This is a genomic window from Comamonas trifloxystrobinivorans, assembly GCF_043359985.1.
GTDB lineage: Bacteria > Pseudomonadota > Gammaproteobacteria > Burkholderiales > Burkholderiaceae_C > Comamonas > Comamonas trifloxystrobinivorans.
On sequence record NZ_JBHZGV010000020.1, the window covers coordinates 70,211 to 84,553 of the forward strand.

Consider the following 14,343-nt stretch of genomic DNA (forward strand, 5'->3'; position numbering starts at 1 on the left):
TACAGCCAGCACTTATGCGCCAGCAACCTCCAGCGCCGGCTCGCCCAGCGACAGCATCAAACGGTTGGCCCAGTTGAAGAAGGCGGCGCCTTGCAGGGCGTCGGCGATGGCGTAGTCGTCGAGGCCGGCGTTGCGCAGGCGGTCGATGTGCGCGCCCTCCAGTGCGAGCGGGGTTTCGGTCAGCGCTACCGATGCGGCGACGACGGCGTTCCAGCGCTCGCCGAGATCGGCGCCCACGCCTTCGTCCAGCAGCTTTTGCACATCGGCCTCGCGTTTGGAGAAGTGCGAGGCAAAGCGCGCATGGACCGAGGCGCAGTAGATGCAGCCGTTGAGGCGCGACGTAGCAGCGGCCGCCAGCTCACGCTCGGCACGCGGCAAGCCGCCAGCGGGGTTGTAGAAAATGTCTTTGTCGGTGCGGGTGCGTGCGCCCAAGGTGTCCGGATCACGGGCCAGCAGGCGAAAGTACGGCGATTTGGCACGCGCCGCATCGACCAGTCCATCGAAATGGCGCTGCGTCAACTCAGCCTCAGGCAAAGGCTCAATCCAAGGCAGCCAGTCGAGCTGGGCTTGGGTAAAGACTGCGGGTTCGGCATTGTCGGGGTAGTGAAGGCTGTGTTCGCTCATGCGGTGATCTCCGCTGCAGCAGATGCATCGGCTGCAGTTGGGTTGGCGGGATGGGCTTGCAGCACGCGCAGGCCGGCAACGACACGAATCTGGAACGCCAGAAAAGCTACCAGTTGCGACAGGATGACGATGTCCGTCGTGCTCCAGCCCGCATCCAGCAAGGCTTGCAGCGCAGCGGCCTTGGCATCGCGCGGGTGGAAAACCAGCAAATGTGCGTGCGCCAAACCGGCTGCCAGGCGCTCGCCCAGAATGGCCCGCGCCACCGCGCCCACGCTGTAACCCAGGCCGTCTTGGTTCTCCGCGCTCAGCGGGCCTTGCGGGTAGTGACCGTATGGGCCTTGGGTGGTGCCGCGTGCCACTTCGGCGTCAATCGCTTGCAACAGCGCATCTGCGCCCTGGCTGGCCAAGGCATCGTGGTAAAAGCGCTGCGTAGGCTGCTGCTGGTGCAGGCCGGCCACGAACGCGGCAACTGACAAACGTTCGGCCAGCGTTACCGAACCCGCCACCGGCTCGCGTGGCGCAAACAACGCCAAGTAGCTTTGCTGCGCTTGCTCGCGGGCTTGCAGGCGGTGGCGCCGTACGGCGTCGAGGTGGCTGCCCGATGCAATGCCGGCCAGCAGATCAATCACGTCCGGTGTGGCGGACGGATTCCATGCAGAAGTGCTCATGTTGGCTATTTCTCCCCAAATTCAGCAAATCAAGAAAGTCAAATCATTCAGGCCAGCGCATCGGCGGGCTGTGGTTGGAGCAAAGCTTGGCGCGGCGCAGCGCTCGGCTGGCGTGCCCACCCCAAAGCCGGCGCCACGTACTGCGCGGTCAGCGAGATGGAACGCAAAATGTCCGCATGCGGCGGATCGACCGAGTGCACCTGGAAAACAATGTCCGTGGTGCGGGCCAGCGCCGTGTCGGCACGCAGCGAAGCGATCACATCGTCGGGCGTGCCCACATGCACGTCGTACGCGGCAATCAGCTGCTCCAGCGGCGCATCCGGCCCCAGGCGCGCAGGCTGGCCGGGCTGCACCATGGCTGCCAAACGCGCCACGCCACGGCGCAAACCGGCATCGGCCAAGCGCAGCGCGCGTTGCCGGTCTTCTGCCACAAACAGCGTGCGCGAGCCCATGATGCGCGGCGTGCTGCCAGCGGGCAGAGCAGCCAGATAGGCGTCGATCACCGGGTTCTGAATATCCGCCAGGCTGGCATTGGGCGCCTCGGCCGTGCGCGGCTGGGTGCGCGAGAGCATCAGCCCATCGCCCGCCAGCCCGGCACGCTCGGCGCCTGCAGCGGAGAAGGTGGCTTGCCACACGCGCTGCAGCAACTGCGGCCCGGCGGGGTACAAACGGTCGCCGCCCGGCAAGGGCTGGCCGGCCCAGGCATTGCGCAGCACGGCCAGGTTTTGCGCATACACGGTGCCGCGCTCGGCGCTGTTCAGGCCAAAGGCGGTGAAGGATTCAGGCGTGCCGCCGGTACCCACACCAAACTCCAGGCGGCCGCCAGACAACAGGTCCAGCACCACCGCGTCTTCGGCCACGCGGATGGCGTTCTCCATCGGCAAGGTGACGATGCCCGTGCCCAGGCGAATGCGCTGCGTGCGCGCTGCCACATGGCTGAGAAACACCAGCGGCGATGGCAGGCCGCCTTCGGCCTCGTGGAAATGGTGCTGCGCCACCCAGGCCGAATCAAAGCCCTGGGCCTCGGCGTGGACGATCTGCTCGGTGACCAGGCGGTAGCGCTCGGCAGCGCTGGCCTGGTCAAGCAGGCGGCTGAAAAAGCCCAGGCGCTTAGGCGCTGACGGGTTCGGCTGAGAGAGTGGGTTGCTGTGGCTCATAAACATGTTTCTTTCCAGGAATGGCGGCGATCAACTCGCGGGTGTAGGCGCTGGCGGGGCGCGAGAAAACCTCGGCCACCGGCCCGGCGTCCACCTGGCGGCCGCCTTGCAGCACCGAGACGGTGTCAGCAATCTGGCGCACCACGGCGAGGTCGTGCGAGATAAAGAGATAGGTCAGGTTCAGCTCGCGCTGCAGCGAATCGAGCAGCGTCAGAATCTGCGCTTGCACCGTCACGTCGAGTGCGGAGACGGCTTCGTCCAACACCAGCACCCGCGGCTGCAAGATCAGCGCGCGCGCAATGGCCACGCGCTGACGCTGCCCGCCCGAGAGCGCACGCGGGCGGCGCGTCAGCACCGCAGGCGGCAGGCCCACGCGCTCCAGCATGTCGCGCACGCGGCGCTCGCGCTCGGCCGGTGCCAGCGGCTCAAAATTGAGCAAGGGCTCTTCGATGATCTGGTAAATGCTTTGGCGCGGATCGAGCGAGCTGAAAGGGTTTTGGTAGACCAGTTGCACGGTCTTGCGGAACTGGCGCAAAGCCTCGCCGCGCAAGCCTGTCACGTCCACGCCTTCGATCTCGATGCGGCCCGATGTGGGTTGGCGAAAACCCACCACATCGCGGATCGTGGTGGTCTTGCCCGAGCCCGATTCGCCCACAATCGCATGCGTGCTGCCACGCGGCACGCGGAAGGAAACGCCATCTACCGCGCGGAAATTCTGCTTGCTGCCAGCCACTGGGAAATCGTGCACCAGGTCTTGCACGACGATGGCCGGCTCTGCATCGGTTGCGCGCACGGGCCGCGCAGCAGCTGCGCTCAGCGAAGGCGCATCGGCCAGCAGCTTGCGTGTATAGCTGCTTTGCGGGTTGCGCAAAACATCGGCGGTGGCGCCCTGCTCCTGGATGCGTCCGCTTTGCAAAACCACCAGGCGGTTGGCGCGGTCGGCGGCCACGCCCAGGTCGTGCGTTACCAGCAGCACGGCGGTGCCGAACTCGCGCCGCAGATCGTCGATCAGATCGAGAATGCGGCGTTGCACCGTTACGTCCAAGGCGCTGGTGGGTTCGTCAGCAATGATCAGCGCGGGCTGCAGTGCAATGGCAATCGCAATCAGCACGCGCTGTTTCATGCCGCCAGACAGCTCGTGCGGGTACTGGCGTGCACGCAGCTCGGGCTGCGACAGGCCCACTTTCTCCAGCAGCTCCAACACCTTTTGGGCAATGGCTTTTTTGTCGCCATAGCGGTGCAACTGCAGAATCTCGCCCACCTGCTCGCCCACGGTGCGCACCGGGTTGAGCGAACTCGTCGGGTCTTGTGGAATCAGGCTCACCACCTTGCCGCGCACTGCGTCAAACTGCTTGGGCGACCAGCCCGCCACATCGGTGCCGTGGAGGCGGATGCTGCCCGCTTGCACGCGGCCGTTATCGGCCAGCAAACCGATGATGGACTGCGCCGTCGTCGTCTTGCCCGAGCCGGATTCACCCACCAGCGCCAGCACTTCGCCAGCACCGATCGAGAACGACACATCGTGCACAATGCGCTGCTCGGCCGCGCCATCGTGGTAGCCGATCGAGAGCTGCTCGACGGCCAGAACCGGGGTTGATGGCTCGCTCATGCTCGCCCCTTGGCCAGCGCAGCGCTGATGTGGTTGGCCGACAGCACCACCGCTGCCACCACCAGGCCGGGCACAGCCGTCAGCCACCAGGCGGTCGAGATGTAGTTGCGCCCTTCGGCAATCAACAAGCCCCATTCCGGCGTGGGTGGCGGCGCGCCGTAGCCCAGAAAGCCCAGCGTGGAGATGGCCAGAATGGCCGAGCCGAACTGCAGCGCTGACAAGGCGATCACCGAGGTCAGCGAGTTAGGCAACACATGGCGCCACAGCACGGCAGCAAAGCGGCCGCCGCTGCCCAGCGCGGCTTCCACATATTCAGAGCGGCGCACCCGCACCACCTCGGAGCGCACCAGGCGCGCAAAGCTGGCTACCGACACCAGGCCCACAGCCAGCGCCGCGTTCACCGTGCCAAAGCCCAGGATGATGATGATCGACAGCGACAGCAGCAGCGATGGCACAGACAGCAGCACATCAACAATGCGCATCACCACGTCTTCCACCCAGCCACCGGCAGCGCCGGCCACCAGGCCCAAAAACGTGCCTAGCACCAGGCCCACGGCCACGGCCACAAACGCGCCGGTCAGCGAGTGCACAGCGCCATACACCAGACGCGCATAGCTGTCGCGACCCAAGGCGTCGGTACCCAGCCAGTGTGCGGCGCTGGGCGCCTGCAACTGCTGGCCGGCTGTGCCTTGCAAAGGGTTGTAGCTGGTGAACAGGCCCGGCGCCAGCGCCCACAAAGCCACCAGCAGCAACACGCCCCAAGCCAGCCACAGGCCCAGTGGCGCAGCACGCCATTTGCTGAGCGTGCGGGAGAAAAATGCTGTTGGCTTGGCAACCGAAACAGACACTGGAATCGTCACCGGAGCAGCAGCTGGTGCGGCAGTAGGCGCGCTTCGGCCCGCGCCCAACAAATCGCCCAGGCTGGCTGCAGAAGAGGTAGAGGCTGTCATGTCAAACTCCCAAGCGCGTGCGCAGACGCGGATCGAACAGCGGGTACAAAAGATCGACGGTCAGGTTGATAAGCACAAAGGCGGTGGCCGAGATCACCACCACGGCTTGCAGCACGGCGGTGTCCTGGTTGCCCACGGCTTGCTGCGTCAGGCTGCCCAGGCCGTTGAGGCCGAACACCGCTTCGGTCACCACCGCGCCGGCCAGCAGCTCGCCAAACAGCACGCCGGCCATGGTGAGCATGGGCAGCACCGCGTTGCGCGCCACATGCTGGCTCAGCACCCACACCTTGCCCGCGCCCTTGGCCCGTGCCACCGCCACAAAAGGCTGGGTCAGCACTTCGTCAATATTGCGCAGCAGAATCTGCGCCAGCGGCGCGGCAATCGGGATCGCCAAGGTCAGCGTCGGCAGCACCAGGCCTTGCCAAGGCCCGGGGTTGATCACCGGAATCCAGCCCAGGCGGAAAGACACCAGCTGGATCAGCATGATCCCGAGCCAGAACACCGGCACCGACACAAACACCGAAGGCAGTGCCTGTAAGCCATTGCGCAACCAGCGCCAAGGGGCCAGCTGCGCCAAAAACGCCAGCACCACGGCCAGCAACAAGGCCACGGCAAAGCCCAGACCAGCGAGACGCAAGGTGGGCGGCAGATTGGTGGCCAGCCCCTGGCTCACCGGCACGCCCGCTTGCACCGAGTAGCCGAAATTGCCGCTCAGAAAACCGCTCAAGGTATGCCAGTACTGCTGCCACACGGGCTGGTCGGTGCCATAGGCGGCGCGGATGTCGGCCACCTCTTGCGGGCCCAGGCCCAGATCGGGGTTGAGAAACTTGATCAGAATCGCGTCGCCGGGCAAAAGCTGCAGCAGCACGAAGGACGCGGTAAACGCCGCCCACAGCACCACCAGGGCCTGGCCGGTGCGGTTAGCCAAGTATCGGGTCATGGAATCGCTCCTTGTTCAGCGCCAGCACTCAGCGCTGGGCCAGCCAAGTGCTGTAGAAGCTGGGGCGGCCCACCGCTTCAAAGCCCACCTCGCGCACCCAGGGCGCACCGGCAAAGGCCTGCGGCTCTTCAAAGATCGGGATCACGTAGGCCTGGTCAATCAGGTAGTTCTGCACATCGGCCGTCAGTTGCAGGCGTTTGGCCGCATCGGTTTCGGCGGCAATGGCTTCGAGCAAGCCGTTGAGCTGCTTGTCTTCAAACGCCTTCACCTTTTGGCTTACGCCGCCTTTTTGCAGCAGCACGTTGCGGTTGCTCGGGTAGTAATTGCTTTTGATCACGTCCGGGTCGGCGCGGCCCACCATGCCGGGCGAGACCGGGGTTTTCTCCGGGTCCAGGTTCTCCAGCACGCGCACACCGGCATCGCCGCTCAGCACGTTCAGCTTCACGCCCAGCTTGCTCCACTGCTGCGCCACCAGTTGCAAGGTCTCTTTGTTCTGCGGCTGCGGCAGCGAGTCGTAAGCCGACAGCACCAGCTCCTTGCCGTCTTTTTGCCGAATGCCGTTGGCGCCCGGCAGCCAGCCTGCGCCGTCGAGCAACTGCTTGGCTTTTTCCAGGTCGTAGCCCAGCTTGCTCGACAGGTTGACGTAGCCGAGCGCGCTCGCTGCAATCACCGACGTAGCTTGTGGATAGTTGTGCGAGAACAGCGTCTGCACCACCTCTTGCGCATTGGTGGCGTGCAGCAAGGCTTTGCGCACGTTCACATCGGCGACCAGCGCGTTGTCGGGGCGGAAAACAATGCTGTTGTTCACGCCGCGAGTCGACGGTGCGTAGATCTGGAACTTCTGCTCCTCCACCCGCTTTTCGTCATAGGCCTGCACCTGGCGGATATAGCCAGCCTGGCCCGACAGCAACGCACCAATGCGCACGCTGTCCTCAGGCGTGACGATGAGCTTGATCTCGTCGAGCCGCGCGCGCCCTTGGTGCGCGAGCTTGGCCGGACCCCAGTTGTAATCCTTGCGGACGCTCAGCACCAGCTCTTTGCCCAGTGTTTCGCTGGTCACCACAAACGGGCCGGAGCCGATGATCTTGGTGGCATCGCCCAGCTCCTCAAAAGGGCGCTGCAGCGTGGCCACCGACACCAGGCCCGAACCGATCACCGAGGTGCCTTGCAAGAAACCCGGCGACGGTTGTTTGAAGAAGAATTTCACCGTCAGCGGGTCCAGCACCTCGCTGCGCTCGTAGTTGTTGATGACTTCCGAGACCGGCAATTTGAGCGCCTTGTTGCCCAAACCGAAGGTGTCGAAATTCTTGGCCACAGCAGCCGCATCCAGCGCCGAGCCATCAGAGAAAGTGACACCAGGGCGCAGCTTGAAAGTGAACTCGGTGGCCGTGTCGTTGACCGTCCACGACTCGGCGATCCAAGGCTGGATCTCCAGCGTCTTCGGGTCCTGGTATGTCAGCTTGTCGGTGATCTGGTTGAGTACGCCGCCGTTCGGGTAAAAGCCGCCCGCGGGCGGATACAGATTGGTATGCGCCTGCTGCTCCAGGTACACCAGGCTGCCGCCTTGCACCGGCTCGTTGCTGTTCTTGGCCACAGCCGCCGCATCGCCCTTGGAGCAACCCGCCAGCGCCGCACCCAAGGCCAGCACCGCCGCACTCCACAGCAGCCATTTTTTTGATTTATTTGCTTTCAACACCACGCTCAACCCTCGTAATCTGGACCGGCAAAAATGCCTGTTTCGGCAAAGCGCACCTTTGCTGTGCGCATTGCCATTAGGGCTTTTCATGCTATCGATCGCGCAGCAAACGAGAAGGTATTTTTTGGCACATCGATATGCAAAAACCGAGCAAGCCAAGCGCCATCGGGCCTGCCGCCGCATATCGGCAGTACGCATATGCACATGCGTTTTCTGCGCTTCACAGCAGCGCATGAGCTGGCAACAATCGCCAGCACCGACCGCATCCTTTTTTGGCCGATGCGGCGCTTTGAAAGAGCATGCATGACTGCCACCTTGAACGACTACCTTGCAGAAAAACGCAGCGCCGTTGCGGCGCGCGATGCCGCGATTGACGCAGGCACTGCACAAGCGAACCCGCTGCGCGCCCAGGTCAGCGCCGAAGGGCGCAGCGGCGTCCGCCGCATCCGCATTCGCGAACACCAGGTCATCAGCGACAGCCCGCCCAGCTTTGCCGGCTACAACCTGGGCCCGAGCTCGCCCGAGCTGCAGCTGGGCGTGCTCGGCAGCTGCGTGACGCATATTTTTCTGATCCAGGCCGCCGCACAACAAGTGCCGCTGACCAGCCTGGACGTGGAAGTCAGCGGCGTGATCGACCCGCGCGCCGGCAAGCCCGGCCACGAGAACACGCCCATCTGGCCACACGATATTGCCTACACCGTGAACATCGATTCGCCCGCACCGCGTGCCGATATCGATGCCCTGTTTGCGGCCGTAGAGCGCACTTGCCCTATCCTCAACCTGCTGCGCAACCCGCAAACCATCCGTGCCGAACTGCAGCTGCGCAACTCGCTGGCCGAGCCCCAGTTGCAAGCCGCCTGAACCAGGAGAGACACCATGTCTTTGACGCTAGACCACATCGTGATCGCAGTGCACGATCTTGAGCAGACCATCAACGACTACCAAGCCCTCGGCTTCAGCGTGGCGCCCGGCGGCGCGCACCCCGGCCGCCCCACGCACAACGCGCTGGTGGTGTTTGCCGACGGTGCTTACTTTGAGCTGATCGCCTGGCGCCAACCCGCGCCCGACGACCGCTGGTGGCAACAATTGCAGCAACATGGCGAAGGCATCATCGACTTTGCCTTGCTGCCACCCAGCACCGCAGAAGTGATTGCCGCCGCCAAGTCACGCGGTTTGGATCTACAAGGCCCGCTGGACGGCGGCCGCCTGCGCCCCGACGGCGAACGCCTGCAATGGCAAACCGGCCGCCCGCACACGCAAGACCTGCCGTTTTTGTGCGGCGACATCACACCCCGCGCTCTGCGTGTACCTGAGGGCGATGTGCGCCAGCACAGCAATGGCGCAGCCGGTGTGCAAAGCCTGTCGGTGGCCGTGTTCAAGCTGCCGCAAAGCGTGCAACGTTATTTGGCGCTGCTCGGCCCGGATGCCAACATCACTGTGGACACCGCAGCACAAACAGCCACCATCACACTCGGCCCGACGCAGCTGGTATTGGAGCAAGCCACACCAGACGCCAGCGCCGACCGTGGCACGGCAGCACACCAACTCGGCAGCCGCGGCGAAGGCGCTTTTGCGCTGAGCCTGAGCCGCGTGGACAGCGATCTGGCCGCAGCCCAAAACGGCCTGAGCCACGGCGCGGTGATCCGCCAGGAAGCCGCGCTGGTCTGACATGGAACAGCCCATGGTGTTGCAGGCTGCGCTTGCGCTACATTGCCTGTTGGCGGCTGCATTTGCTGCGCTGCCAACACCACCATGCCTCTGCCAACCATCACGCTTTTAGCCCCAACTGCGCGCCCGCCAGCCCAGCTTCATTACAGCTGCGTAACTTGCAGTCTGGGTTGGGTGTTACTGGCCACGCGCAGCGATGCGCCAGCCGCCAACAACAGCGCATTACCGCCTTTGGCCGTGCTGTATTTTGGTGATGCAGCCGCGCCCTTGGTAGCAGAGCTGCAGCGCTGCTACCCGCAATCAGAGCTGGTACAAGACGATGCTGGCCTGACCGGCTTGGCACAAGCGGTACTGGCCACTTTGCAAGACCCGGCCGCCGCACACCGCGTGCCACTGGTTTTGGCGGGCACGGCTTTCCAACAAAAAGTCTGGCAGGCGCTGTGCCGCATTCCTGCCGGCAGCACCCTCAGCTACAGCGAGTTGGCGACCCAGCTGGGCCAAGCCAAGGCCGTGCGTGCCGTGGCCAGCGCCAACGGCGCCAACGAAATCTCCCTGCTGGTGCCTTGCCACCGCCTGATCGGCAAAAGCGGCGCACTCACCGGCTACCGCTGGGGCTTGGCGCGCAAACAGGCCTTGCTGGCTTTGGAGGCGCAAGCCAGCCAGCGGTTGCGCACAAGCGGCGCCTGAGCCATGCAAGACCTGTTCAGCCCCGCCGCCGAAGACCCGAGCACACCTGCTTGGGAACACATTGCGATTGGCGAGCAAGCCTGCGTGCTGCGCGGCTTTGCGCTGCGCTGGCAAACCGATCTGCTGGCCGGCGTGGCTGAGATCACACGCCAAGCGCCTTTCCGCCACCTGGTGACACCCGGCGGCCGCAGCATGCAAGTGGCGATGAGCAACTGCGGCGAGCTGGGCTGGTACAGCGACCGGCTGGGCTACCGTTACACGCCACGCGATCCACTCAGCGGCGAGCCTTGGCCCTCCATGCCAGCCAGCTTTGCCGAGCTGGCAGCGCAAGCCGTGCAGGCCGCGCACTTGCCGCCGTTTGCGCCCAATGCCTGTTTGATCAACCGCTACAGCGTCGGCACGCGCCTGACCTTGCACCAGGACGAAGGCGATGCCAGCCAGCCCATCGTCTCGGTTTCGCTCGGCCTGCCCGCCGTCTTTCTGTGGGGCGGCCACGAGCGCGCCAACGCCACACAAAAGCTGCCGTTGCAGCATGGTGACGTGGTGGTCTGGGGCGGCGTGGACCGCATGCGTTTTCACGGGGTGATGCCGGTCAAGGATGGGGTGAGCCCGGTGCGGCATGCTTTGCTGGAGAGCCTGCGAATCAATCTGACTTTTCGGCGGGCGGGGTAGCTCGGCCTGGGTCTTCACGCCCTGACAGGTTCTCGCCTTTTCTACTACCCAACTTCCGTTGGGCAGTTGCACCAACGCCAATCCGCCCACCCCAAGGCAGCTATTGCTTCCATTCCTTGCTGGCAGTCTGCCCCAACTCCCCCGACAGCCAATCAATAAAACTCCGCACCTTGGGGGCCAAATAACGGCGGCTGGTGTAGACCGCGTACAAGGTCACGGTCAGGGCATTCCACTGCGGCAGCACGCGCTCCAACTGGCCTTGGGCCAAATCGTCTTCTACCAACCAGGCGGGCAGAAAACCAATGCCCATGCCAGCGCGCACGGCATGCAGGCTCAGGTTGGAATCGTCGGACAAAAGCGCGGGCGACAAGTGCATGGGCGCGCTGCGGCCAGCTTGCGTCAGCTGCAAAGGTGCCAGGTTGGTGTAGCTGGGCACCACGGCGGCGTGGGCGGCCAGGTCGGCCGGTTGCTGTGGATAAGCTGCACTGCGCAAGTAAGCGGGCGTGGCCACCAGGTAAAACGGCACTTCGCACAGCGGGCGCGCAATCAGGTGCGGCGCGGGCTCGTTCACTGCCCGCAAAGCCATGTCGTAACCGGCAGTGGCCAGATCGACCTTGTGGTTGTCCAGATGGATATCCACCAACACCTCGGGGTAGCGAGCGCGGTAGTTGGCCAAGATCTGCGCCATGCGCGGCGTGGCACACCACACCGGCGCGCTGATCTTGAGCTGGCCACGCGGCGCCTGGTTGTGCTGGCCCAACTCTTGCGCAGCGGCGTCAAGCAGCTCCAGCGCCTGGCTGCTTTGCGCGTACCAGCGCTGGCCGGCTTCGGTGAGGCTCAGGTGGCGGCTGCTGCGGTTGAGCAGGCGCGCGCCCAAGCGCTTTTCCAGCTGCGCCACATGCTTGCTCACCATGGGCGCGGAAACACCCAGGCGCTGGCCCGCCAGGGCAAAGCTGCCGCTGTCCACCACCTGGCAAAAGATCTGCATGCTGGTCAGCTGGTCCATGCTTTCTTTTCAAGAAACTGATTGATGCATTCTAGTGCCTTGGTTTCCTGCCAAGCAGGCACTACATTCAGGGCCAAGGAGTCTTCTCTATGTCCACCATTGTTTCTGCCCCCGCCGTCAGCAACACCGAGCGCATGCCGGTGTACTTCATCTCGCACGGCGGCGGCCCCTGGCCCTGGATGCCGCAAAGCGCCCCGGCCTATGCCAACCTGGCCGCCTCGCTGGCCGATATGCCGCGCCAACTGGCCCGCCAGCCGCAGGCGATTTTGATGGTCTCGGCCCACTGGGAAGAGCCCGAGTTCACCGTGCAAATGGCCGCCGAGCCCGGCATGATTTACGACTACGGCGGCTTCCCGCCCGAGACCTACCACATCCACTACCGCTCGCCCGGCTCGCCCGCGCTGGCCGAGCGCGTGGGCCAGTTGCTGGGCCAGGCCGGCATCCCCGCGTATGGCGATCCGGAGCGCGGCTACGACCACGGCATGTTCTCGCCCATGCGCGCCATCTACCCCGAGGCGAATGTGCCGGTGGTGCAACTGTCGCTGCGCCGCGGGCTCGACCCGGCCGAACACCTGGCACTGGGCCGGGCGCTGGCCCCCTTGCGCGACGAAGGCGTGCTCATCATCGGCAGCGGCCTGAGCTACCACAACCTGCGCGCCTTCGGCCCGCAGGCGCACGCCCCCGCCAAAGCCTTTGACGACTGGCTGGCCGACACCATGCTGCGCAGCAGCCCGGCCGAGCGCAGCGAGCGCCTGCTGAACTGGGAAGCCGCACCCGCCGCCCGCCTGGCCCACCCGCGCGAAGAGCATCTGCTGCCGCTGATGGTGGCCGTGGGCGCGGCCGAGAACGACCGCGCCGTGGCGAGTTACCACGAAGCAGCGTTCATGGGCGGGTTGGCCGTTTCCAGTTATCGGTTGGATGCTTGAGGGTGGTGGGCGGCTAGCCAGCTGCTGTGAGCTGTGGCTCGCTGTGCGGGCTGGTTGCTAACTAGCGTTTTTGGCTTTGCTTGCGGCAGCTGGCCGGGTCTCGCCCCGGCAGGCGACCTCCCTTTTTGCCCAGCCAAAAAGGGAGGCGAAAAATCTGCCCTACATCCAGCGTCCCCCACTGCCCCGCAAGCGGGTCAATGGCGGCAACCTGCGGCCACAACAAACGGCGGTGTGCGACAGAACTCGCTCCGCGCCAAAGCGCTGCGCTCAAACAGCTGTCGCAAGTCAGAGCACGAAGTTTGGCTGCTCTGCGGCAGCCAAACCACCGCCGTTTGCTGCGTCCGCAGGCGCTGGCTGAAAGGGTGGTGGAACATCCTGAACAGCCTGCAAGAAGCGCGCTACTTGATTACCTCACTGGCAAACACAGCTTGCTGAATGAGCCAATGCTCCACTCATTCAGCGCCCACTACTCCGTGAAGCGCGGAAACTGAGCAGATAGTCGCCAACAAAGCTTGCCCAAAAATGCACAGCCCTTGCCTGGGAGTGCAGTGCTGGCCCAGGGAAAATCCCGCCGTGGCGCGGTGGCCGCTCTGGCTACAGTCAAAGCATCTGAACTCTGACCGACGATGCAAGACTCGCTCCCCTCCGACCTGAGCTTTTCGCCCCAGCTGCGGCCGTACTACGAGCCCGATCTGGATGCTTATGCCGACACGCTGGGCGGCCTGCTCATCCCTGCGGGCATCAAGGCGCTCAGCCCCGAGCCGCGCTTTCACATCCAGGCCTGCAAGCTGCGCTCGGGCGGCGTGGTGGTGCTGGTCGACGCCAATCCTTACGTCGCCCAGTTCCACCCCAAGGAGCTGGCTGACCCGGCCCAGGCAGAGTTTCTGGCCACCTTTGCGCGGCGCGGCAGCGGTGTCATCACGCAAAACGGCGTGGCCCTGCCTTTCAGCGAAGGCGACATCATTTTCCGCACCACCGCCTTGCCTGCCGAAGCGCTGATCCTGAGCGATCTGCAAGTCGTCGTCATCAAAGCCGCCCTGCCCCGTTTGCTGGGCGCACACGCGCTGCAGCAGCGCCGCTTCACCGCCAAGCTGGCCCCGGCGCACCTGCCTTTGGTTGAGATGGCGCAGCGCCTGCTGACGCATGTGTTTTTCGACCCACAGCAGTCGAGCACCGCCGCCACCTACTTTGCCGAAGAAGCGCTGATCTCCTTGCTGGCCTCGATCTACGCGCACAACCTGGTAGAAGACACGGCCGAGGGCGAGCGCCCGCATGTCGATGCCTGGGTGGCCATCAACGCCTTCATCACCAGCAAGCTGGCCGATCCGGATTTATCCGTCGACACCCTGGTCGACTCCCTGCGCATCTCCAAAAGCTGGATCCACCAGTTATTCCGCCGCCACGGCGTGAGCTACAGCGACTACGTGCGCGAACGCCGCCTGCAACTGGCCCACAGCGCCTTGCAACAGCCGCAGTCGCAGGGCTTGCCCATCAAACAAATCGCCACCCAGTGCGGCTTTCTCAGCGCCAGCCATTTCAGCCGCAGCTTTCTGCAACGCTTTGGCGAATCACCCACCGACTTCCGCGACCGGCACGCCAGCCACCGCCCCTGAACACCAGCTTGGCAGCGGAGGATGTTGGCTGTTCGGCTGTTCGGCTGTTCGGCTGTTGGCTGTTGGCTGTTGGCTGTTGGCTGTTGGCTGTTGGCTGTTGGCTGTTGGCTGTTGGCTGTTGGCTGTT

The 14,343-nt window shown here is 64.5% G+C and carries 14 protein-coding genes; 6 read left to right on the forward strand and 8 right to left on the reverse strand.

From position 1 onward, the window contains the following. Nucleotides 1-12: 12 nt before the first annotated feature. The 7 genes from ACFIQF_RS21055 to ACFIQF_RS21085 are packed head-to-tail and all read right to left on the reverse strand — an operon-like array spanning nucleotide 13 to nucleotide 7,641. Nucleotides 13-624: an alkylhydroperoxidase domain protein gene (locus ACFIQF_RS21055; RefSeq protein ID WP_393945605.1), complete on the reverse strand. Its 612-nt coding sequence runs from the start codon at nucleotides 622-624 to the stop codon at nucleotides 13-15. Further along, nucleotides 621-1,292, reverse strand: coding sequence for a CMD domain protein (locus tag ACFIQF_RS21060; RefSeq protein ID WP_393945606.1), 672 nt, complete (start codon nucleotides 1,290-1,292; stop codon nucleotides 621-623). The genes ACFIQF_RS21055 and ACFIQF_RS21060 overlap by 4 nt, the downstream gene beginning before the upstream one ends. A gap of 47 nt (nucleotides 1,293-1,339) precedes the next feature. Further along, the gene (locus tag ACFIQF_RS21065) at nucleotides 1,340-2,449 is read right to left on the reverse strand and encodes a putative FMN-dependent luciferase-like monooxygenase (protein WP_393945607.1); all 1,110 of its coding nucleotides are present in this window, start codon (nucleotides 2,447-2,449) and stop codon (nucleotides 1,340-1,342) included. Further along, on the reverse strand, nucleotides 2,403-4,058 hold the full coding sequence (locus tag ACFIQF_RS21070) for a dipeptide ABC transporter ATP-binding protein (protein ID WP_393945608.1): 1,656 nt from the start codon (nucleotides 4,056-4,058) through the stop codon (nucleotides 2,403-2,405). The genes ACFIQF_RS21065 and ACFIQF_RS21070 overlap by 47 nt, the downstream gene beginning before the upstream one ends. Then, on the reverse strand, nucleotides 4,055-5,008 hold the full coding sequence (locus ACFIQF_RS21075) for an ABC transporter permease (RefSeq protein WP_393945609.1): 954 nt from the start codon (nucleotides 5,006-5,008) through the stop codon (nucleotides 4,055-4,057). The genes ACFIQF_RS21070 and ACFIQF_RS21075 overlap by 4 nt, the downstream gene beginning before the upstream one ends. Nucleotide 5,009: 1 nt before the next feature. Continuing rightward, nucleotides 5,010-5,948 carry an ABC transporter permease gene (locus ACFIQF_RS21080; RefSeq protein ID WP_393945610.1) on the reverse strand — a complete coding sequence of 313 codons (939 nt, stop codon included), beginning with the start codon at nucleotides 5,946-5,948 and terminating at the stop codon, nucleotides 5,010-5,012. 28 nt (nucleotides 5,949-5,976) lie between these two features. Then, nucleotides 5,977-7,641, reverse strand: coding sequence for a TIGR04028 family ABC transporter substrate-binding protein (locus tag ACFIQF_RS21085; protein ID WP_393945611.1), 1,665 nt, complete (start codon nucleotides 7,639-7,641; stop codon nucleotides 5,977-5,979). A gap of 306 nt (nucleotides 7,642-7,947) precedes the next feature. Here ACFIQF_RS21085 and ACFIQF_RS21090 point away from each other — a divergent pair, with 306 nt between their 5' ends. The 4 genes from ACFIQF_RS21090 (at nucleotide 7,948) to alkB (ending at nucleotide 10,671) form a co-directional block, all read left to right on the forward strand. Next, entirely contained in the window at nucleotides 7,948-8,505 is a 558-nt protein-coding gene (locus tag ACFIQF_RS21090) for an OsmC family protein (RefSeq protein WP_393945612.1), read from the forward strand. A gap of 15 nt (nucleotides 8,506-8,520) precedes the next feature. Next, complete coding sequence (locus ACFIQF_RS21095; protein ID WP_393945613.1) at nucleotides 8,521-9,312, forward strand: VOC family protein; 792 nt, start codon at nucleotides 8,521-8,523, stop codon at nucleotides 9,310-9,312. 174 nt (nucleotides 9,313-9,486) lie between these two features. Further along, complete coding sequence (locus tag ACFIQF_RS21100; protein WP_393945614.1) at nucleotides 9,487-9,999, forward strand: methylated-DNA--[protein]-cysteine S-methyltransferase; 513 nt, start codon at nucleotides 9,487-9,489, stop codon at nucleotides 9,997-9,999. Nucleotides 10,000-10,002: 3 nt separating this feature from the next. Continuing rightward, nucleotides 10,003-10,671, forward strand: a complete 669-nt coding sequence (gene alkB / locus ACFIQF_RS21105) for a DNA oxidative demethylase AlkB (RefSeq protein WP_393945615.1) — start codon at nucleotides 10,003-10,005, stop codon at nucleotides 10,669-10,671. Nucleotides 10,672-10,771: 100 nt separating this feature from the next. Here the strand turns inward: alkB and ACFIQF_RS21110 are convergent, their stop codons facing one another. Next, nucleotides 10,772-11,677 (reverse strand): LysR family transcriptional regulator, encoded by a 906-nt coding sequence (locus ACFIQF_RS21110; protein WP_393945616.1) that lies wholly within the window; start codon nucleotides 11,675-11,677, stop codon nucleotides 10,772-10,774. 89 nt (nucleotides 11,678-11,766) lie between these two features. Between ACFIQF_RS21110 and ACFIQF_RS21115 the strand changes: the two genes are divergently transcribed. Next, entirely contained in the window at nucleotides 11,767-12,603 is an 837-nt protein-coding gene (locus ACFIQF_RS21115) for a DODA-type extradiol aromatic ring-opening family dioxygenase (RefSeq protein WP_393945617.1), read from the forward strand. Nucleotides 12,604-13,229: 626 nt separating this feature from the next. After that, nucleotides 13,230-14,216: an AraC family transcriptional regulator gene (locus ACFIQF_RS21120; RefSeq protein WP_393945618.1), complete on the forward strand. Its 987-nt coding sequence runs from the start codon at nucleotides 13,230-13,232 to the stop codon at nucleotides 14,214-14,216. The last annotated feature ends 127 nt before the right edge of the window (nucleotides 14,217-14,343 follow it).

Bases quoted from the DNA above. Each gene is read 5' to 3' on its own strand.
- ACFIQF_RS21055 (WP_393945605.1), bottom strand. From the start codon at position 624: ATGAGCGAACACAGCCTTCACTACCCCGACAATGCCGAACCCGCAGTC.
- ACFIQF_RS21060 (WP_393945606.1), bottom strand. From the start codon at position 1,292: ATGAGCACTTCTGCATGGAATCCGTCCGCCACACCGGACGTGATTGAT.
- ACFIQF_RS21065 (WP_393945607.1), bottom strand. From the start codon at position 2,449: ATGAGCCACAGCAACCCACTCTCTCAGCCGAACCCGTCAGCGCCTAAG.
- ACFIQF_RS21070 (WP_393945608.1), bottom strand. From the start codon at position 4,058: ATGAGCGAGCCATCAACCCCGGTTCTGGCCGTCGAGCAGCTCTCGATC.
- ACFIQF_RS21075 (WP_393945609.1), bottom strand. From the start codon at position 5,008: ATGACAGCCTCTACCTCTTCTGCAGCCAGCCTGGGCGATTTGTTGGGC.
- ACFIQF_RS21080 (WP_393945610.1), bottom strand. From the start codon at position 5,948: ATGACCCGATACTTGGCTAACCGCACCGGCCAGGCCCTGGTGGTGCTG.
- ACFIQF_RS21090 (WP_393945612.1), top strand. From the start codon at position 7,948: ATGACTGCCACCTTGAACGACTACCTTGCAGAAAAACGCAGCGCCGTT.
- ACFIQF_RS21095 (WP_393945613.1), top strand. From the start codon at position 8,521: ATGTCTTTGACGCTAGACCACATCGTGATCGCAGTGCACGATCTTGAG.
- alkB (WP_393945615.1), top strand. From the start codon at position 10,003: ATGCAAGACCTGTTCAGCCCCGCCGCCGAAGACCCGAGCACACCTGCT.
- ACFIQF_RS21110 (WP_393945616.1), bottom strand. From the start codon at position 11,677: ATGGACCAGCTGACCAGCATGCAGATCTTTTGCCAGGTGGTGGACAGC.
- ACFIQF_RS21115 (WP_393945617.1), top strand. From the start codon at position 11,767: ATGTCCACCATTGTTTCTGCCCCCGCCGTCAGCAACACCGAGCGCATG.
- ACFIQF_RS21120 (WP_393945618.1), top strand. From the start codon at position 13,230: ATGCAAGACTCGCTCCCCTCCGACCTGAGCTTTTCGCCCCAGCTGCGG.